This is a genomic window from Prochlorococcus marinus str. MIT 0917 (genome assembly GCF_027359575.1).
GTDB lineage: Bacteria > Cyanobacteriota > Cyanobacteriia > PCC-6307 > Cyanobiaceae > Prochlorococcus_B > Prochlorococcus_B marinus_D.
Map to the genome: position 1 here is coordinate 1 of NZ_CP114784.1, position 20270 is coordinate 20270.

20 protein-coding genes and 1 tRNA gene are annotated in these 20270 nt (G+C 35.9%); 9 read left to right on the plus strand and 12 right to left on the minus strand.

Going from position 1 to position 20270, the window contains the following annotated elements; all coding sequences use genetic code 11:
* Nucleotides 1–202: 202 nt before the first annotated feature.
* Entirely contained in the window at nt 203–1603 is a 1401-nt protein-coding gene (gene dnaA / locus O5637_RS00005) for a chromosomal replication initiator protein DnaA (protein WP_269605006.1), read from the plus strand.
* Nucleotides 1604–1638: 35 nt separating this feature from the next.
* Here the strand turns inward: dnaA and O5637_RS00010 are convergent, their stop codons facing one another.
* Nucleotides 1639–2880 (minus strand): glutathione S-transferase family protein, encoded by a 1242-nt coding sequence (locus O5637_RS00010; RefSeq protein WP_269605008.1) that lies wholly within the window; start codon nt 2878–2880, stop codon nt 1639–1641.
* Nucleotides 2881–2921: 41 nt separating this feature from the next.
* Between O5637_RS00010 and gorA the strand changes: the two genes are divergently transcribed.
* Nucleotides 2922–4283 (plus strand): glutathione-disulfide reductase, encoded by a 1362-nt coding sequence (gene gorA / locus O5637_RS00015; protein ID WP_269605010.1) that lies wholly within the window; start codon nt 2922–2924, stop codon nt 4281–4283.
* A gap of 14 nt (nt 4284–4297) precedes the next feature.
* Here gorA and O5637_RS00020 read toward each other — a convergent pair whose 3' ends face one another.
* The gene (locus tag O5637_RS00020) at nt 4298–5392 is read right to left on the minus strand and encodes a calcium/sodium antiporter (protein ID WP_269605012.1); all 1095 of its coding nucleotides are present in this window, start codon (nt 5390–5392) and stop codon (nt 4298–4300) included.
* Nucleotides 5393–5540: 148 nt separating this feature from the next.
* On the opposite strand from O5637_RS00020, the gene pyrC reads away from it, so the two are divergent.
* From pyrC to O5637_RS00050, 6 genes are all read left to right on the plus strand, one after another.
* Complete coding sequence (gene pyrC / locus O5637_RS00025) at nt 5541–6605, plus strand: dihydroorotase (RefSeq protein ID WP_269605014.1); 1065 nt, start codon at nt 5541–5543, stop codon at nt 6603–6605.
* 141 nt (nt 6606–6746) lie between these two features.
* A tRNA-Leu gene (locus O5637_RS00030) sits at nt 6747–6833 on the plus strand.
* Nucleotides 6833–7105, plus strand: coding sequence for an NAD(P)H-quinone oxidoreductase subunit L (gene ndhL / locus O5637_RS00035; RefSeq protein WP_269605016.1), 273 nt, complete (start codon nt 6833–6835; stop codon nt 7103–7105). Before O5637_RS00030 ends, ndhL begins: the two co-directional genes overlap by 1 nt.
* Nucleotides 7106–7108: 3 nt before the next feature.
* Entirely contained in the window at nt 7109–7441 is a 333-nt protein-coding gene (locus O5637_RS00040; RefSeq protein WP_269605018.1) for a DUF3007 family protein, read from the plus strand.
* 83 nt (nt 7442–7524) lie between these two features.
* A complete protein-coding gene (gene trpA, locus O5637_RS00045; RefSeq protein WP_269605020.1) occupies nt 7525–8325 on the plus strand; it encodes a tryptophan synthase subunit alpha in 801 nt (266 codons plus the stop codon).
* A gap of 92 nt (nt 8326–8417) precedes the next feature.
* Nucleotides 8418–8687 carry a YciI family protein gene (locus O5637_RS00050; RefSeq protein WP_269605022.1) on the plus strand — a complete coding sequence of 90 codons (270 nt, stop codon included), beginning with the start codon at nt 8418–8420 and terminating at the stop codon, nt 8685–8687.
* Here the strand turns inward: O5637_RS00050 and O5637_RS00055 are convergent.
* The 5 genes from O5637_RS00055 to hisIE form a co-directional block, all read right to left on the minus strand.
* The gene (locus tag O5637_RS00055) at nt 8663–9034 is read right to left on the minus strand and encodes a c-type cytochrome (RefSeq protein ID WP_269605023.1); all 372 of its coding nucleotides are present in this window, start codon (nt 9032–9034) and stop codon (nt 8663–8665) included. The genes O5637_RS00050 and O5637_RS00055 overlap by 25 nt on opposite strands.
* Before the next feature lie 13 nt (nt 9035–9047).
* Nucleotides 9048–9380: a hypothetical protein gene (locus O5637_RS00060; RefSeq protein ID WP_269605025.1), complete on the minus strand. Its 333-nt coding sequence runs from the start codon at nt 9378–9380 to the stop codon at nt 9048–9050.
* Complete coding sequence (locus O5637_RS00065) at nt 9377–9742, minus strand: YkvA family protein (protein WP_269605027.1); 366 nt, start codon at nt 9740–9742, stop codon at nt 9377–9379. The genes O5637_RS00060 and O5637_RS00065 overlap by 4 nt, the downstream gene beginning before the upstream one ends.
* A 2-nt stretch (nt 9743–9744) precedes the next feature.
* Nucleotides 9745–10668, minus strand: coding sequence for a sigma-70 family RNA polymerase sigma factor (locus O5637_RS00070; RefSeq protein ID WP_269605028.1), 924 nt, complete (start codon nt 10666–10668; stop codon nt 9745–9747).
* Between the two features lie 463 nt (nt 10669–11131).
* Complete coding sequence (gene hisIE / locus O5637_RS00075) at nt 11132–11776, minus strand: bifunctional phosphoribosyl-AMP cyclohydrolase/phosphoribosyl-ATP diphosphatase HisIE (RefSeq protein WP_269605030.1); 645 nt, start codon at nt 11774–11776, stop codon at nt 11132–11134.
* 77 nt (nt 11777–11853) lie between these two features.
* On the opposite strand from hisIE, the gene O5637_RS00080 reads away from it, so the two are divergent.
* Nucleotides 11854–12324 (plus strand): 6-carboxytetrahydropterin synthase, encoded by a 471-nt coding sequence (locus O5637_RS00080; RefSeq protein WP_269605032.1) that lies wholly within the window; start codon nt 11854–11856, stop codon nt 12322–12324.
* Between the two features lie 44 nt (nt 12325–12368).
* On the opposite strand, the gene clpB is transcribed toward O5637_RS00080, so the two are convergent.
* The 5 genes from clpB to glgB all read right to left on the minus strand — a co-directional run bounded on the left by clpB (nt 12369) and on the right by glgB (nt 20225).
* On the minus strand, nt 12369–14960 hold the full coding sequence (clpB, locus tag O5637_RS00085) for an ATP-dependent chaperone ClpB (protein WP_269605034.1): 2592 nt from the start codon (nt 14958–14960) through the stop codon (nt 12369–12371).
* Between the two features lie 389 nt (nt 14961–15349).
* A complete protein-coding gene (gene petE / locus O5637_RS00090; protein ID WP_269605036.1) occupies nt 15350–15700 on the minus strand; it encodes a plastocyanin in 351 nt (116 codons plus the stop codon).
* Nucleotides 15701–15754: 54 nt separating this feature from the next.
* A complete protein-coding gene (locus O5637_RS00095) occupies nt 15755–16741 on the minus strand; it encodes an NAD-dependent epimerase/dehydratase family protein (protein ID WP_269605038.1) in 987 nt (328 codons plus the stop codon).
* The gene (gene hemE, locus O5637_RS00100) at nt 16738–17796 is read right to left on the minus strand and encodes a uroporphyrinogen decarboxylase (protein WP_269605040.1); all 1059 of its coding nucleotides are present in this window, start codon (nt 17794–17796) and stop codon (nt 16738–16740) included. The genes O5637_RS00095 and hemE overlap by 4 nt, the downstream gene beginning before the upstream one ends.
* Before the next feature lie 161 nt (nt 17797–17957).
* Nucleotides 17958–20225 carry a 1,4-alpha-glucan branching protein GlgB gene (gene glgB, locus O5637_RS00105; protein WP_269605042.1) on the minus strand — a complete coding sequence of 756 codons (2268 nt, stop codon included), beginning with the start codon at nt 20223–20225 and terminating at the stop codon, nt 17958–17960.
* Between the last annotated feature and the right edge of the window lie 45 nt (nt 20226–20270).

Below are 20270 nucleotides of genomic sequence, written 5' to 3' on the forward strand. Positions count from 1 at the left end.
GATATTTTTTCAAGCTTAAGTTACTATTCATTGCGACTGATTAATATTTATTCTGAAAAGAACAAATATATACTTGTATTTATATCTCTAATCCATTGCTATAGCTACTTTTTTGAATAATACAATTCAATTTTACAACTGGGTTCCCAAATTTAAGAATGACTGGTTAAAGTTTTTAGCTAAAATCATATTCCATTAGGTAATGCATGTGCCAACTCGGAATGAGCTATGGACGAAGGTGCAGCAATTACTGCAAAAGAATTTAAGTAAGCCTTCATATGAAACATGGATACGTCCGGCTGAATTCTTTGATTTCAAAGATAACTGCTTGACTTTGCTTGCTCCAAACAGCTTTTCAAGTGATTGGCTAAGAAAAAATTACTCTCATACAATTGAAGAGATTGCCTCTGATATATATGGTTATGAAGTTAAAGTTTACATAAAAGTCAAGGAAGAATTTTCATCAAATAAAAGCAATAAAAAAAAGACTTTTTCAAATGTAGAAAATAATACTATTGATACTCATGAGAATTCAGACGTTAAATCTAATCAAGCCCCAATAAAAAAAAAATTACCGGGTTTGAATCTTCGATATGTTTTTAATAGATTTGTTGTTGGTCCAAATAGTCGGATGGCTCATGCTGCAGCAATGGCAGTAGCTGAGGCTCCTGGTCGAGAATTTAATCCATTATTTATTTGTGGGGGGGTTGGCCTAGGTAAAACCCATCTAATGCAATCTATTGGTCATTACAGGTTGGAAATCGATCCGGGAGCAAAGGTTGCATACGTTTCTACTGAGACTTTTACCAATGATTTAATAGTTGCGATCAGAAAAGATGGAATGCAAGCTTTCAGAAATAGATATAGAGAAGCTGATTTGATATTGGTTGACGATATTCAATTTATAGAAGGTAAAGAATATACTCAGGAAGAATTCTTTCATACATTTAATGCTTTGCACGAGGCAGGCAGGCAAATTGTTCTTACAAGTGATAGGCCTCCAAGTCAAATACCTCGTTTACAAGAACGATTGATTTCAAGATTTTCAATGGGACTAATTGCAGATATCCAAGCACCCGATTTGGAGACAAGAATGGCAATATTACAAAAAAAAGCTGAGCATGAAAGAATGCGTTTGCCAAGAGATTTGATTCAGTTTATAGCTGGAAGATTCACCTCGAATATTAGAGAGTTGGAAGGGGCATTCACTCGAGCTGTGGCTTTTGCCTCTATAACTGGTTTGCCAATGACAGTTGAATCTGTAGCACCTATGCTTGATCCTACTGGACAAGGAGTTGAAGTTAAACCTAAGCAAGTCTTGGAAAAAGTCGCTGAGGTGTTTGGAGTCACAGAGGAGGAAATGCGTAGTCCAAGTAGACGAAGACCTGTCAGTCAGGCAAGACAGGTTGGCATGTATTTAATGCGCCACGGTACAGATTTAAGTCTTCCTCGTATCGGAGAGTCTTTTGGCGGAAAAGATCATACAACAGTTATGTATGCCATTGAACAAGTAGAAAAGAAACTTTCGAGTGAGCCACAATTGGCCAGTCAAGTTCAAAAGGTTAAGGATCTTCTTCAGATTGATTCACGAAAACGTCGTTGAATTTAATATGTGGTATTTGGAGAAATTTTAGAGTCTCAATTAAAGTGTATAGGATTTTGATCTAGCCTATTTCTTGTAGGTATTTCAGGACCTATATCACTACCATCAATATTCGCTGTGCGTTCAAGAGCTTGTCTAAACAATCTTCCTGATAGTAAAGGCATGTCTCTGGGGACTGAGATTCTATCTCTGAGGTAGCGTAAGGCAGAGGCACTATCCCTCTCTGGAGGGCAATCTTTTTTTGAAATCATAGACGTTAAGGCTGCTCTCAATGGCTGATCAAATAATTTATTTTTCATTGGACTAACAGCAATGATTCTTTCTTTATGTCTAATCACTCTTTGTAAAGCCAATGCCTCAAATTGTTGTTCAGATTCTTGATCAACTTTAAAATTTTTTAGTTCTAATTGTCCTAATCCATAACCCATGTCAATGTTTTTTGCAAATAATTGTTGATTTGTATTTGAATAAGTAAAGCAACCTCCCATTTGAGGAGGTAAATCATGAGCATGAGTATGAAAATCTCCTTGGGTTCCTCTGTATTCCTGAAGTTTTTCAAGATTTTTAAGCCATTTATTGATAAAAGGGTGCTCTTCTCTTAATGCGTATCCTTTGTAGTAAGCCAAAGATGCATTCATTCTTTCAACATATGGAATAAAAATGACATCTGCTGATCCAGGCTTTTCGCCACTTTCTGTTGAGATGGGTGTGAGCCATCCTGAAGCATTCTTTTGTAGTTCTTTTTCAAATTTCTTTGCAACATTTTTGAAATACTCTTTCTTTTGTTCTTCTTGGACCTGGAAAAGAGAGTTGCGACACAACCAATTACACCAAGATGAGAATAATTCTCTTTCAAGTCTCCGATGCTCTAAGACTTTCTTCTCGTTAAGCGATTGACCTAGAGGCCCATAAATTTCTTCTAACACAAATAGGATCTCATCACTTTCTGTGATTACATGATTTTCAATTTCTATTGCAGGGAGCATTCCTGAGGGAACTTTTGTTAAATACCATCTTTCCTTTTCTCCGTAGCAACGCATGGTTACTTTTTTAATCCGGTAAGGAATTTTTTTAAGCTCTAACCAAATCCAAACTTTTTGGCAATAAGGACACCAAGCATGATTGTCTCTGTAAAGAGTAACAATTGCCTCGGACTCATCTTTATTAAAAAGACGAAGTGAGGAATATGGATTGTTTAACCCATTGATTTGATCAATGGGATCAGCTGCATATATTGCTAATTCTTCCCAACTCATTGCATTTCTGGTTGGTTTCATTTATTTCAACGAGAATAGAGAAATAATACTAGGTTGCAAAATTGAAAAGGTCTTTTGATTTAATTGTCATTGGTGCAGGATCCGGTGGATTAGCTGCTGCAAAGAAAGCAGCCAGTTATGGAGCATCTGTAGCAATCGTCGAGGGCGATCTTGTCGGAGGAACGTGTGTAATAAGAGGTTGTGTCCCTAAAAAATTATTAGTTTGTGGCTCTTCTCTATTCGAGAGTTTTTTGTCTGCACCATCTTATGGTTTTGATTTTGATAATTTAAAGATCAAGTCAGAGACTTTATTAGCTAATGTTCGAAAGGAAGTGCAGAGGCTGAATGAATTACACGAGAATTTTCTAAATAAGGCTAATGTTGAGCTTTTTAAAGGTTGGGGTGAGTTTAAAAATTCAAATTGTATCGCAATTAAAAATCGAATAAATGGAGAGACTTTAAATGAACTTTATGGAGAAAGAATTTTGATTGCAGTGGGAGGCAGACCTCAAAGACCAAATATTGAGGGTGCATTTTTAGGTTGGACAAGTGATGATATGTTTCTTCTTAAAAGCTTTCCGAAAAAAATTACAATTGTTGGTGCAGGCTATATTGCTTGCGAATTTGCATGCATATTGCACGGTTTAGGTGTTGAGGTTGCTCAATTAGTTCGAGGTGATCGGATTTTAAGAGGATTTGACTTTGAACTTTCTTCAGCACTAACCGAGGCAATGAAAAATAAAGGAGTTAACATAAACTTTGGTGAGAATATTTCTTCACTAAAAGGAACTCCTGGAGCTTTAATTATAAAAACAAATACAGGTAAAGAGCTTGATTCGAATGGATTGCTTTTCGCTACTGGTAGAAAGCCATTTTTAGAGGGGTTGAAGTTAGAACAAGCGGGTATAGAAACTCTTGAAAATAAAATTAAAGTTGATAGTGAAAGTAAAACAAATATTTCTAATATCTTTGCTATTGGAGATGTAACTGACAGGATCAACTTGACACCTGTCGCAATTGATGAGGGTAGAAAGTTTGCTGATAGAAATTATGGTAAATCAGCTCAAAAGGTTAACTATGATTTTGTTCCTTATGCTGTATTTAGTCAGCCTGAAATAGCTTCTGTGGGCATAACTGAAGAGAAGGCAATCCAGTCGTTGGGAAAAGATAAAATTGAAGTATATAGATCAATATTTAGACCCTTATCCAAATCATTGCCAAAGACTGGCCCTAAATGTATTTTAAAGCTAATAGTTGATAAGAATAATAATAAAGTTTTGGGATGTCATATGATTGGTGAAAATGCATCCGAGATTATTCAGATGGCATCAATCTCACTAATGCTAGGAGCTAAAAAATCTGATTTTGATAATACAATGGCATTGCATCCTACAATAGCCGAGGAATTCGTGACAATGAGATGATTTATGTAAAGGTATTAGTTATTAGAACTTTTTCTTAGCCTTAACCAGTAAGCAATTGTCTTATATATAATTATTATTATTGATAATGATATGGCTATAAAAACTAATTCTTTGAATGCTGAATGTAAAGTTGGTAGGGTGAGAGGTATTATTTTGTCTGCAATGTAAAGTATATATAATCCTAATAAAACGCCACCTTCTCCTCTACTTATTATTCCTTTTGTCCAAAAAATTGGCATGCACGCAAATGTAGTAATTACCATGATAGGAAGATCCTTAGTTATAAGTAAATTCTCAACCACTAAACCACTGCCTCCAGATAATACAGAACAGCTACCTAAAACTAGTAATTGATTTAATAAACAACTTCCAATTACGTTGCCTATTGCTAGATCAGTTTGACCACGAATAGCGGCCACTAATGACGTAATCAACTCAGGTAAAGAGGTGCCCAGCGAAACTATCGTTAACCCAATTATGGCCTCGCTTACACCTAGTAATCCTGCAATTGTAGATGCGCCTTCTATTAACAGCCGTGATCCAAGAGTTAGCAAGAAAATACCACCTAATAATTTTACGCCTGCATTTAATAAACTTGTTGAGTCTTTTTCTATATTGATTTTTGGCTCTGCTTCTTGGGTTTTTTGAGGCTCCTCTCTTGCTGTGCGAATTTCCCAAGTGGTATTTATTATCAGCGCAACTATCAAAGCTAATCCAAATTGCCAAGTTATCAGCTCTGAAGCGGCCATCCCCCAAACAGCAGTTGAGACTGCTAAAAGAAGAGGAATGTCTCTCCTTACAAGACGACTTTCAACTCTTAAAGGTCGTAAAAGTGCACTTCCTCCTAGAACTACCATCACATTGAAAATATTGCTGCCAACAATGTTGCTCAAAGCCAGACTATCTGATCCAGTGAGGGAGGAGTTAACACTCACAAATAGTTCAGGTGCACTTGTCCCGAGAGATACTATTGTTAAGCCAATTACTAGTTGAGGGATCCCAAGGATTAAGGCTAAAGCGACAGATCCTTGAATAAAGAACTCTCCTCCGCTAAAAAGTAAAAGTATCCCAGTAATAAGCTCTAAAAATGACAATAATATTGATGGCATAATCGATTAATTTATTGAGAAACTAAATTAGTGAATTAATTTATATTATTTTCTTTTGGTATTATCCTAATATCTTAGCCCTTTATTGATACTTGAAGACTTATAGATCAAGTTTGCATAAGATATACATTGAAAAAGCTTTAATCCTGTGATTGCTTCTGTTAATCAAATCTCATTATTAAAGCCGGATGATTGGCATCTGCATTTGAGAGATGGAAAGATACTTAAAGGTGTTTTAAGTCATACAGCAAATGTGTTTTGTCGTGCAATCATCATGCCTAATCTTGATCCGCCAATAACTACTTTAAGCCAAGCACAAGAGTATAAAAAAAGAATTATCCAGTCTATCCCTGTAGGTGTTTCTTTTACCCCATTAATGACAGCGTATCTTACAGATGATATGCCTGCGGAGGTCTTAGAGAGAGGCTTTAGAGAAGGTGTCTTCCATGGAGCAAAGCTCTATCCAGCTAACGTGACAACTAATTCCTCGTATGGGGTTACAGATATAAATAAAGTCGACAATTTATTTGAGACGATGGAAAGAATTGGTATGCCATTATTGATTCATGGAGAAGTGACCGATTTCAATGTTGATGTATTTGATAGAGAAGCTGTTTTTATTGACCGTCACCTTAAACCATTATTACGAAGATTTTCATCACTTAAAGTGGTTTTAGAACACATCACGACCATTGATGCAGTTGATTTTGTAGAAAACAGTGAGTTTGATATAGCCGCTACAATCACACCTCATCATCTACATATCAATCGAAACGCAATGTTCAATGGTGGGTTAAGGAGTGATTTTTATTGCTTACCCACAGCTAAACGTGAAATTCATCGTATTGCTTTAAGACAAGCGGCTACCAGCGGTAAACCTTGCTTTTTCCTAGGAACTGATTCAGCACCTCATACCCGTAGATTTAAGGAAAGCTCATGTGGATGTGCGGGAATCTTTAATGCCCCTTTTGCTTTGGAAAGCTATTTGAAAGTTTTCGAAGAAGAAAATGCCCTAGATAGGTTTGAAGCTTTTTCAAGTATCAATGGAGCAACTTTTTATGGATTACCTTTAAACACAGAGAGAATAACATTAGTTAAAAAAAATATTTCCGTACCTCAAATGATTGACGTTGGATTAGATGGTGATCCCAATGATTTTGTAAAACCATTTCATTCAGGAGAAACTCTTCGCTGGGCAATTGAGCATGTTTAGTGAGATTGGTGAATGAGTCTTCCCATAATTATTTAACTCTAGATATTCTTAAGAGTACTGATTTAAGCACATACGTTTACGCTAATATGTGAATGGCTTAGAGTTTAATCTCTAGCATTGTGATAACCCTTGCTATTACTGGGGAGTGTGGCGGAATTGGTAGACGCACCAGACTTAAAATCTGTTGGCCGCTTTTTGGCCGTGGGGGTTCAAGTCCCCCCACTCCCATGATCTTTTCTATCTCGATTGTGTGTTTAGTCCCTTTTGGCTTAATGGGAGCTGTTAATCCGATAATTACATTATCTGCTTATGCGGTATTGGGAGGGGTGTATTTATTGGTAGTTCCTTTATTTCTTTTTTATTGGATGAATAATCGTTGGAATGTTATGGGAAAGTTAGAACGACTTTTTATATATGGACTTGTGTTTCTTTTCTTTCCTGGAATGGTTTTGTTTGCACCGTTTCTTAATTTAAGAATGAATGGAAAAGCGGAGTCTTGAACTTTGACAAGAGCACAGGTTTTTCAAATAGGTTTGCTTGTTTTTGTTTTAGGCGGCTTGGGATATGAAGTCTTTCAGTTACTTGGATTTGAATCAATATCAGCTGGTATTGCAGCACAGTCAATATTAATTTTAATTATTTTTGCATGGACCGCTTCTTATCTATTCAGGGTTTTTTCTGGGAATATGACTTTTATGGAGCAACGTAAAAGATACAGAGAGGCTTATGAAAAATTGACTGATGAAAAAATTAGAGAAAAGTTTGAGTCCATGACAGAAGAAGAAAAAATTGAATTACTAAAAACTGTTCAGGAAGAAAGTATTGAACAAACTTAAGTTTTAATTACTAAATCTCAATAATTTTTTACTCTTAGGGATACAAAAATGATAAAAAAGAGAGATACCTAAGGCTTAGAACATTGAAAAGTACAAATATTAGTAGGTCTTTTTCCAAAATAAAAAAGGAGAAAAGAATTGCATTAATGCCTTTCCTTATGGCAGGTGACCCTGATTTGGAAACTACAGCAAAGATTTTGTTAGAACTTCAGGCAAATGGTGCTGACATGATTGAGCTAGGCATTCCATACAGTGATCCTTTGGCAGATGGACCGATTATTCAATTAGCAGCTTCTCGAGCTCTCTCTGCGGGAACTTCTCCTGACAGGGTTTTTAAAATGTTGTCTGAATTGAGAGATCAATTGACAATACCAATAATTTTATTTACTTACTCAAATCCACTTATTAATAAAGGTCTGGAAGAATTTTGCTTACAAGCTTCAAAAGTAGGTGTTTCAGGACTTGTCGTTCCCGATCTCCCTTTGGAAGAAGCAGAAAAGCTCTCTAAGATAGCTGAATCTGAAGAAATTGATTTGGTTTTACTTGTTGCCCCCACAACACCCAAGGACCGTATGAAAAAAATTGCAGCGACTTCTAATGGATTTACTTATCTTGTTAGTGTTACTGGGGTAACAGGTGAAAGGTCTTCACTAGAAGATAATGTTGAGACTCTTGTTAAACAACTAAAACACTCTTCATCTAGTCCAATTGCTGTAGGCTTTGGAATCTCGGAGGTAAAACATATTCAACAAGTTAGAGAATGGGGAGCTGATGGTGCAATTGTTGGTAGTGCCTTAGTCAAAAGAATTGCTAATGCTTCTATCGGAATGAAAGTCGAAGAAGCCGGTTCTTTTTGTAAGGAACTAAGAGCTGCGACTAACTAATATTTTTTTAAATAGAAACAGATCAATCTGAATATTGAATTCTTTTCTATGTTTTATCTTGAGAGATATTGTCATTACTTAACTTGAAAACTATGGATCAATTTGTACTTTGGGGGTCTTACTGTGAAGATGCTCTAAAAAAGAGAACACCTTTTAGGGAAGAGCATTTACACAGACTCTCATTATTTAAGAAAGAAGGTATTTTAATAACATTAGGACCGACAAAATGTAATAGATATGTTTTTGGGATCTTTAAATCTGATGATATTGAGCATCTAAGAAGTCTTATCAAAGAGGACGTTTACTGGAGAGAGGGAATATGGACTGATTTCGAAATTTACTCTTGGACCCAAGCCTTTTGAGCTTGTTCCCAGACCCAGTTGGCTACAATTTGATCACCATTGTCTCCTAGCTTGTCTTCGTATCCACCCATTATTCCTGTCCCTTGTCTAGCTATCTTCGCTATAGCTTCTGGATTGTCAATTCCATTACGCTTTAATGATGAAATCTTCAAATTCTTTGATCTTCTGATTATGTTCCCGCCATTAATGTGACATCCAGCACAGTTATGTTTAAAAAGATTTTCCCCTAAATCTGCCTCAATAGCATTGAGCTCTTTCGGCAAACTTAAATAAAAAAATGTGCAACAAAAACTGATTAGAAAAAAACCTATTAATTTTATGAAAAAAAAATACAAGTTTTTTTTCATAGTCTTGTAAATCTTATTTTTTGAAATTAATTTTTGAAAGATCCTCACAAATCTCGTCAAGAAGATCAAGTTGTCCAGAAGAATTTAATTCAATGTTTTTCTTTGTTTTCCCTTCTCCACCGTTTGTCCATAACTCTTCAACTTCACAAAGTCGATTAGCAATTTTTGGGATTCCACCAGAGTTATAATCTTTTTTTAAAGATTCAATTAAAGTTGGCATTCTTGCTGAAGGGAGATTAAGAGTTTTGCAAAGTTCTGATTGTGTTCTACCAGTCTGCTTCAACCAATCTTTGATAAGAAGAATAAGATCTTCTTCCATATCTTTTGACCAGCGCTCTTTGCTCATAGTGGAAACCATTTATCTAACTTAGACTTTGCTCTGAACTTTATCTCTGGAGTGATGTGATGTTGCCAAAGGCTTATTACAGCGGTTAGAGCCACAAGATCATCGCTAAAACCTGAGGCAGGAATGAAGTCGGGAATTAAATCAACAGGAACAATTAAATAAGTAAGTGCTCCCATTATCGATATTCTCACTTGGGGAGGAGTTGAGTTGTCAATGATGAGTTCAAATCCCTCTAATGCTGGCTGTGCAATAACTCTGCCTGCTCTTAATAAGATCTTTTTAAGTAAGCCCTCGTCGATAACAGAACTTTCAATTACTTCTGCTTCAAATACTTCTTTATTTGAGTTTCTTGAACTAACCACAATTAAATACTTGTCTCTAAAAGACCACTTTGAATCCCTGTCTTTCTCAATTTCCTTAATGCACGTTGTACAACTTGTCTGCAATATTCCCTGCTGCAATTCATTTGTCGTGCTACTTCTGCTAACGTCCTCCATTCATTAGATCCATCTAGGCCAAATCGAAGACTTAGTATCGTTCTCTCCTTAGGTGTGAGATTTGATTTGTCCAATAATGACCAAGCAGAAGCACTTCTTTCCGCTAATTCTGCTAGTTCCATAGGAGGAACTTCCTCACTCGGAAGAATATCGACAAGCTCTGATGGATCTGCTTTTGATTTGACTGCACCTTGCAAACTTACTGTGATGCTTCTCAATTCGCATGCAAGCAATTCTTCTACTTCCTCTAAAGGAATTTTCATTTGTATTGCTATTTGGCTAGTTGAGGGATGAACTCCAAGTTCTTGCATTAGTCGAGACTTGGCAGCACGAAGTTTTGTTAGTTTTTCATTTATGTTTACAGGGATTCTTATGGTTCTACTTTGTGTTGACAGCGCTCTATTTAATCCTTGCCTAATCCACCAGTATGCGTAAGTTGAAAACCTATGACCTCTTTTGGGATCATATTTCTCTACAGCTCTTGTTAAGCCTAAGGTACCTTCTTGAATCAAATCAAGAAGGTCAAGACCTTTACCTTGATAGCGTTTGGCCAAGTTCACAACAAGCCTCAAATTTGCTGTGATCATTTGATTCTTAGCACGCTCACCTGCTTTAAGTTTTTTCTTTTCTGCGCTTGAGTATTCGCACTCTGGCCCATTGCCTCCAGCTTGTTGGCAGCGTTCATTAAGTGCAACCATTGCTTGCACTTCTCTACCCATTGTGAGCTCTTGCTCTGGTGTGAGCAATTGGTGTCTTCCTATTTCTCCAAGAAAGTCGCTTAATGAACTCACGATTTATTCCTCCTTGTATTTATAACCTAGAGAGAAATGGTTTACTTTCAATAGGCGTAATAAAGTGTTCGGAATTTATTAGTTGTCCTTTATATATTCTTAACGCCTTCAGTAGGTCAATTAAGCTAAAAGAATTTTTTGATATTTTTCACTTGGATCCTTTAAAAAGCGTTTAAATAAATTATTTTTTTTAATTAATATATCTCAAAACATACTAGTATCAATGAGTTTCTTAAAGTAGTTTTTTGATCTATAAAACTCTTTAAAGATTTTTTAGTCTCGAATAATTATTTTTAAACGCTACACCGGATTTTATGTAAAGGATAATTTACCAAAGATATAAGAAAAATGTTGATTGTTTTTTTTTCTCTTTCAAGACTTTTTTATGAATACAATCCATTGTCTTTCTACCAAAGAAACTTATTTAAAAGTAAAAAAAATAATATAAGAGTTGGTTCTTTTTCTACTGATTTCTTCTTGGAGCACCTCTTCTTTTAACTAAAACTTTCAGAACTTCTTCCCATGAAACGTTTTGATGGGCTAAAGAAACTTGCATATGGAAAAGTAGATCTGCAGCCTCATTAGCAACTGAAATAGGATTTTTATCTTTACAAGCCATGATGAATTCGGCTGTCTCTTCACCTATCTTTTTTAGGATTTTATTATCGCCTTCCTTCAGAAGACTATTTGTATAGCTTCCCTCCTCAGGATTACTCTTACGACTCTCTATGACTTTGAATAATTCACTACAAGCATCAGAAGGAGGGTAAAGAACGTCTTCATTTGTTTCTAAATCTTTAAAGAAACAACTTCTTTTCCCTGTATGGCATGCGATTGAACCAATTTGCTCAATTGATAAAAGTATCGTATCTGAATCGCAATCAGTCCTAATCCCTTTCAATTTTTGAAAATGACCGCTCGTTTTTCCTTTGTGCCAAAGCTCTTTCCTTGAACGACTCCAATAGTGAACCTCACCAGATTCTAATGTTTTCGTAATGGATTCTTTGTTCATCCATGCCATCATTAAAATTGAGCCATCGATCCAATCTTGCGCTATGGCTGGAATCAAGCCATTTTTATCAAAGTGAAGATTATCTATAAAAAGCATTTTAAATTAAGCCAATTAGGCTTTTTAACTCTAATTATTTAAATTTAATCCTCTATTGGTTTTTTATTCATCTTTTTATGACGATTAAAGATATTCCATTTAATTGCTCAAAGCATTTTAAAGACTATCCATGCTCTCACCGTCAATGGAAACATAAAGGACACTGTCGTTATGTTCATGGATACAGTCGAAGCTTTACCTTTTGTTTTGCTTCAAATGAACTTGATGAAAATGGCTTCGTTGTAGATTTCTCAAGTCTGAGACCTTTAGAAGAGCAGTTGAAAGATCATTTTGATCATACTTTTTTAGTCAATTTTGATGATCCTCTTCTTGAAACATGGAAGAACCTTCACTCTAGAGAAGTACTAGATCTTAGAGTTATGAAGAATGTTGGTATGGAATCAACTGCTGAATTAGTTTGGGGATGGGCTAATGATTTATTATTTTCAAGAGAGAAAGGTAGATCTTGTTGTTGGAAAGCAATAGCTCACGAAAATGAAGTTAATTCCGCTAGTTATACCCTCTTCCCAAAGTGGTTTAAACCTTAATAAAGTAAGAGTTCTTGTTGAAATGAAATTAATATTTTAAGTTTTTAGTTGAAAATTAATTTTGATTCTTTATTCTCTATCTTTATAGTGCTTCCTTCTTTATATTTGCCTTTAAGAATATATTTTGCTATTTCACTTTCTAATTCTTTTTGAATAACTCTTTTTAAGGGCCTAGCACCATAGCTTGGGTTGTATCCAATTTCAGTAATCAAAGATAGGACATCATCATCAATATCAAGCTCGATTCCTTTTGCTTCTAGCCTTTCTCTTAAACGATTTAATTGCAAATCGACTACTTTAAGTAGAGTTTCTTTTTTAAGTGGTTCAAAATTAATTATTTCATCAAGTCTATTTAGAAATTCAGGCCTGAAGTTTGATTTCAGTTCTTGATTAATAAGTTCATCTATATTTGTCGACGAATTATTAGTTATATCCTTATCAGAGATTAATTCGCTGCCTAAATTACTAGTGAGAATAATAATAGTGTTTTTGAAATTAGTTGTTCTTCCTTGCCCATCCGTTACTCGGCCCTCATCAAGTATCTGTAGCAATACATTGAAAACATCTTTATGTGCTTTCTCAATTTCATCGAAAAGCAAAACGCAATAAGGTTTTCTTCTGATTGCTTCTGTTAATTGTCCACCTGCTTCGTAACCAACGTAACCAGGAGGAGCACCAATTAAACGACTTATAGAGTGTTTTTCCATATATTCAGACATGTCTATTCTAATTAGAGCATTTTCACTATCAAAAAGTTGAGAAGCCAAAGCCTTAGATAATTCAGTTTTACCGACGCCTGTCGGTCCTAAAAATAGAAAACTTGCTATTGGTTTATTTGGATCACTAAGTCCTGTCCTTGATCTTTGTATGGCAGATGATATGGATTGGACGGCTTTATTTTGACCAATAACTTTTTTATGCAGCTCAGATTCAAGATTGAGTAATTTTTCAATTTCAGTTTGCGCAAGTCTTTTAACTGGGATAGATGTCCACTTTGCAATAATTTCAGCTACATCATCAGCGACAACCTCCTCTCTCAAAAGTGATTTCTCAGCATTGTGAGATGAATTTTTTAAATTAAGTTCTTTAGATTTTAAATTTTGTTGATAATTCACAAGGGTGCCGTATTCAAGTTCAGCCGCCCTGTTGAGGTCATAATTCCTCTTTGCTTTTTCTATTTCTAATTGTACTTTCTCTATTTCTTCTTTAAGTGTTGAAATTTCTTCGATTGACTCTTTCTCTTGTTCCCATTTCTTGTTAACTTCAATTTGATTTTTTGTTAATAATGCTAGTTCCGTAGTAATTAATTCGAGTCTCTCTTTACTAGAAGAATCTGACTCACCTTGCAAAGATAATTTCTCCATCTCAAGTTGGATGATTTTTCTATCAATCTCATCAATTTCTTCTGGTTTTGATGTTATTTCCATCTTTAAACGTGAGGCTGATTCATCTATTAGATCGATAGCTTTATCAGGTAAAAACCTCTCGGGTATATACCTATCACTCAAAATCGCCGCAGCTATGAGAGCGTTATCAGAGATACGAACACCATGATGGACTTCATATCTTTCTTTTAGTCCTCGTAAGATCGAAATCGTATCTTGGACTGAGGGTTGTTTTACAAGTATTTGCTGAAATCTTCTTTCCAGCGCAGGGTCTTTCTCAAAATGTTCTCTATGTTCATTGATGGTTGTTGCTCCAATACATCTCAGTTCACCTCTAGCAAGCATTGGTTTTAGGAGATTACTTGCGTCCATTGCTCCACCACTCGCTCCTGCTCCGACGACAGTATGAATTTCATCGATGAACAAAATTATTTTTCCTTCTGAATCTGTGACGTTTTTAAGAACTGACTTAAGTCTCTCTTCAAATTCACCACGGAATTTTGCACCTGCTATTAGAGCTCCCATGTCTAAGGAAATTAATTGACGGTCTTCAAGGGCTTTAGGAACATCTCCATTGATAATTCTTTGTGCTAAACCTTCAATGATTGCTGTTTTACCCACTCCAGCTTCCCCAATCAATACGGGATTATTTTTAGTTCTACGGCTAAGGATTTGAATCGTTCTTCGGATTTCCTCATCTCTTCCAATTACAGGATCTAATTTTCCATCTCTGGCTGCAGAAGTTAGGTCTAGGCCGTACTTCTGAAGAGCTTCGTAGCTATTTTCGGCATTTTTCTGGGTCACTTTTTTGTCCCCTCTAATTGAATTTATAGCCTTAATAAGGCTGTTTTTGTTGATTTGATTTTGCTCAAATAACCTATGACAAACTCTCTCGTCATCAAATAGGGAAATCACTAAATGTTCGCTTGAAATAAAATCATCTTCGAATGATTGTTTAATGTTTTTTGCTCTTGAAATTGAAAAAGATATATTTTTGCCAAAGAAAATTGATTCTTGAGCTTTAAGCATTTTTGGTTGGTTCTTTATAAATTCTTCTATTTCTGTAATTAGCTTTCTTATTATCCCGCCCGACCTTTCTATTGTTTTTATTGCGATTTCATTTTTCTTTAGAAGAGACCAAAGAAGATGTTCTGTTTCTAAAGTCTGATGTTTTTCAGTTAATGCTAAATCTTTTGCATCAATGATCCCTTGCCAAGCACTGTTAGTAAAATCATCAGGATTTACCTTCATCCTTTAACTTAATTTTTTCAGTTAGATACTATATCAAGTCTATTGATTGTATAAATATAAGAAAACCGTCCTATTTTGATTTGTCAAAATAAATTTGTGAGATCACTTTAAGCTTTTGGAACTAATTAGTTGAATTCTTAAAATCTTAATTTTAGCTAATTTAGGCATATGATTCATATTGATTAGCCTTTTTAATGAAATTAAAACTCTCCCATTTGATGGCGAATTAACATTTTTTCTAAACTAAAATAAACCATTTGATGTTTTAATTCGCAATAGTTTCTCATCTAAAAAAAATTATGCTTCGTTCTTTTTATTGAATTTCTAAATATATTTTTTCAAAAAAAAAGATGGGGGAGGCCCCATCTTTAATAAATTCTTTTGGAGATTTAGTTTACTACGATTTTTCCAACCATTCCTGCACCCCTATGAGGCTCGCAGTAAAAGTCGTATGTTCCAGCTGTGCTAAAAGTTCTCTCCCAAGACTCTCCTGGAGCAAAAGCTAAATCTGGATGACTTAGATCATCATTTCCGTCAAAAACGGCATTATGAGGAGCAAGTTTGTTGTTTACAAACTTTACGGTGTCGCCAGCGCTTATGTTTAGGGTGCTTGGTTCAAAAGCAAGCATTCCTGCATCGGTGCCAAGCTTAACTTCAACAGTTGAAGCATTCACATTGGATACGCCAATTACTAGAAATGCAAAAAAAGCAAATAACGCTGTTGAAATAGAACGAATCATGAAATTAATTCTTCTCTTTTTATAATTTTACTACGTTAGCTTCTGTTTGACATTTTAGTGTTTAGTTAGACCAGAATTATGTAAAACTTGACTTAGAGTTTTGGCATAGCTGATACCCCCAAAGGTTTCAGGAGAGGTTACGGGCTCATGTATAAAGTGTTTTTGTCTAAGACTAAATCTATCCCAGTTTGTAATTTGAATGGGAAGTAATATAATGAGGAGCTCAACAAGCCAAGTCCAAAGAGGGATTTGAGGGACTTTACTCATTCCTTTCCATTTTAGAAGCGTCTGAATTACTACATCAATACTTATATAGGGTTGCCCTAAAACCAATTTTTTTATTTTAGTGCCAGTAATAGCTTGCGCAGGTTTGAAATTAGAGGTGGCTAAATGCCCGCAAATGAAAGCAATATCTGCCGCGTGAATAAAATGAAACCTTGAAAATAATTTTATCCATCTTGCCAGCCAGATCCATTTCAATGCATCTCTAAGGCCTTTGGTCAGATAACTAGTTGGAAAATTACTTTTTCCGTCTAAACGACCACCAAAAACCAGTGTTGGAAATACAGTTATGATCTTAGTTGCAAGCTCATGTGATTCAAGCTCTCGGAGGCATTGTGCTTTCGTTTGTATATACTCTGTTCCATAGGTAAAAGCTTCCGGTAACAAATTTAAGTTTCTATCAAGAACACTTGCAGTTGAGAAATAAATTATTTGCTTGATATTGGAAGGATTTAGTAAATTGAGCAAATTTTTTACGGCATCAATATTTACTTCTTTCGCTCTTTTAGGATCACCCCAAGCAGTTGCAGTATGAATAACTCTGTTGACTTCTGAAATTTCTTTCTTGAACTTATTTGATTGTCTCAAATCTCCGACTAAAATTTTAATCCTTGGATTTTCTAAATTTATTGAAGTTATTTTTTTTGGATCTCTAACCCATAAAAATAATTCTGAACTTGAATTTTCGATTAGCCAATTTGTTATGTATTGTCCAACACATCCACTTGCACCAGTAATCAGAATTATTTCGTTTTTCAAGATGAAACTTTTATAAGTTCATTGACGTTTTTGCCAGCCTCGAAAAATACTCTTGCATTTTCCTCTGGGGTCCCAGGAAGTATTCCATGACCAAGGTTAAGAATATGTTTTCTACCTTTGGCTTTTTTGACGACATCAACAATTCTTGATCTGATCGCATTAGGAGTACCAAACAAAAGTCCTGGATCAACATTTCCTTGTACTCCTACTGTTTGAGGCAGCCTTTTTAGTCCATCCGCCATATCAACAGTCCAATCTAAAGAGACTATATCTACTCCGGTTTGTCCCATCCTTTCAAGAACTCCGGCACTGCCAGAGATATATAAAATCATGGGTGTATCTGGATGTTTATCTTTTACTAAATTGACTACTTTTTGTTGATAAGGTGCAGCAAACTCGTCATAGTCTTGTGGACTTAATTGTCCTGCCCATGAATCAAACATTTGAACTACTTGGGCCCCAGATTCAATTTGATAGGACAAATAGTTCGCAATTGATTCTGCAAAGTGATTTAAAAGTTGATGCAGTAGTTCTGGCTCTTGGAATGCCATCGCCTTTATAACTGCATAATTTTTGCTGCTTTTCCCTTCTACAACATATGCAGCAAGAGTCCATGGAGCACCTACAAACCCAAGAACTGCAGCCTTGTTCCCAACGCTTTCTCTTAGCCTTCCAAGGACTTCACCAACAAAAGACATGCTCTCTTCTGGTTGAAGAGGCTTTAAGTTTTTTACCTGCTTGAGGCTTCTTATTGGGTCATTTATCAAGGGTCCTTTACTTTCAACGATGTCAAAGTTGATTCCCATTCCAGGAAGAGGAGTCAAGATATCTGAAAAAAGTATTACTCCATCTGGTTGAAAAGCTTTAAAAGGTTGCATTGAAATTTCATAAGAAAGATCGGGGTTTTCGGATCTTTCCCTGAAACTTGGATGATTGTCACGTAGGTCGCGATATACCTTCATGTATCTCCCCGCTTGTCGCATCATCCAAACCGGAGGCCTTTCAACATTTTCTCCGCGAGCTGCACGAAGTAGTAAAGGAGTAGTTTCGGTCATTATTTTGTCCGTTTAATCGAAAAACTTACATGAAGCAGTAACTTGAAAATCATGAAATACGTTCTCTGCAAAAGTTCGTCATACCTTTTGAATTTTTACATCCAGCCGACAGTTGAAATTAGTTTATGAGGCAAGGTTGAAACATTTCTATTCGAGGAAGGTTAATTTTTCTTGGATTTATGCTTTAGAACCAGAACGCTAAGAGGAGGAAGGCAAAGATCTATAGAATTTTCATAGCCATGTATGTTGTATGAATCTGTTGATTTTCCTCCCATATTTCCTATATTTGAGCCTCCATATTGACTCGCATCTGTGTTGAAAATTTCTTCATAGAATCCATCAATAGGCACACCTATTCTGTAATTATCATGGTTTTGAGGGGTAAAGTTTGCCACTATTACTAACCATTCGCCATCAGTTTTTTCTCTTCTCATAAAACTAATTACGGAATTTTTATTATCATCGCAATCAATCCACTGGAAACCGTATTCGTCAAAATCATTTCTCCATAAAGCAGGTTCTTTTTTATATAAAGTATTCAAATCATCTACTAATTTCTGAATTCCTTTGTGAGGTTCAAAATTTAGAAGATCCCATTGTAAATCATCCCAAACATTCCATTCTTGGCGCTGCCCAAACTCCATCCCCATAAATATTGTTTTTTTACCTGGATGTGTCCACATATATGCAAGCAATGCTCGAGTGTTAGCATACTTCTGCCAGTCATCTCCTGGCATTTTGTGTAAGAGATGACTTTTCCCGTGAACAACTTCATCGTGGCTTAAAGCAAGCATGAAGTTTTCGGTAAAGTTATAACAAATGGAGAAAGTAATATTGTTTTGATTGAATTGTCTAAACCATGGGTCAATTTCAAAATAATCGAGCATATCGTGCATCCAACCCATGTTCCATTTTAGGTTGAAACCGAGTCCATCCATGTCAGTTGGTTTGGTTACACCAGTCCATGTGGTTGATTCTTCCGCAATAGAAAGTGAACCTGGAAAATGTTGAAAAAGAACGTGATTAGCCTGTTGTAGGAATCTAACTGCTTCAAAATTTTCATTTCCTCCGTCTGCATTAGGTATCCATTCACCCTCAGGACGAAGATAGTCTTTGTAAAGCATTGAGGCAACTGCATCAACACGTATTCCATCTATATGAAATTGATCAAACCAGAAAATTAGATTTGCAACTAGAAAATTACGAACTTCATTTCGACTGTAATTGAAAATTAATGTGCCCCATTCTTTGTGCTCTCCAATTTTGGGATCTGAATGCTCGTATAGATGGCTGCCATCAAAATAAGCAAGTCCATGCTGATCTTTAGGGAAGTGGCCTGGAACCCAATCTAGAATGATTCCTATTCCCTCTTTATGGCATGAATCAACGAAGGCACGAAACTCATCTGGTGATCCATATCTACTTGTAGGCGCATACCAACCAGTAACTTGATACCCCCATGAGCCATCAAAAGGGTGCTCTGAAATCGGCATAAGCTCGATATGAGTGAAGCCTCTCTCTTTGACATAGGGAATGACTTTATTTGCCAGCTCTTTGTAAGTAAGCAATCTTGAGCCAGGCTTCATATCTGCTGCTGGAACGGGAGCTCTATTCTCTCCGTTTGAGTTAATAAATGGTTCGTCTGAGGAAGCATGCATCCAGCTTCCTAAATGCATTTCATAAACCGATATCGGTTGATCTAAAGGATCCCTATTGTCACGCTTTGATATCCAAGACTGATCGCTCCATTGAAATGAATCGATTTTTGATATGACTGAGCTTTTTGCAGGTCTGACTTCATGTTGAAAACCATAAGGGTCGGCTTTTTCGTAACAATGTCCTTTCTCAGTCCTGATTTCATATTTGTATAAATCTCCCTCATTTAGACCAGGAATGAATAGTTCCCAAATTCCTCCTAGACGTTTTTGCATAGGGTGATGTCGGCCATCCCATGAATTGAGATCACCAATAACGGAAACGCTTTTTGCATGAGGCGCCCATAAGCAAAACATAACTCCTTGCTTTTTATCTATTTCAGTAATGTGAGCACCCATTTTCCGCCATATGTGATGGTGATTTCCCTCCGCGAAAAGATGTCTATCAATTTCACCCATCCACTCTTTTCGAAAGCTCCAGGGATCATGTTGCACATGTTCAATTCCTCCTCTATTTACTTTTATTTGATAATCAGTGCCAGGATCTTTATCTAAAACCCCTTCAAATATCCATTCATGGTTTGGATTTTGAAGCTGAATTTTTGTTCCTTGTGTTATTAGTTCAACTGCACTTGCTTCAGGCATCCATATTCGAGTTATCCATTTATCTTTAAACGGTTGAGGACCAAGAATAGAAAAGGGACTTTCATGTCGGCATTCAGAAAGTCTTTGTCCGTCATCTCTCAAAGAATCTAGAAGGATAGAGACGGGCATGACTTATTGCTGAAATAGCAGGTTAGCTTAATCCTATGTAAGTAA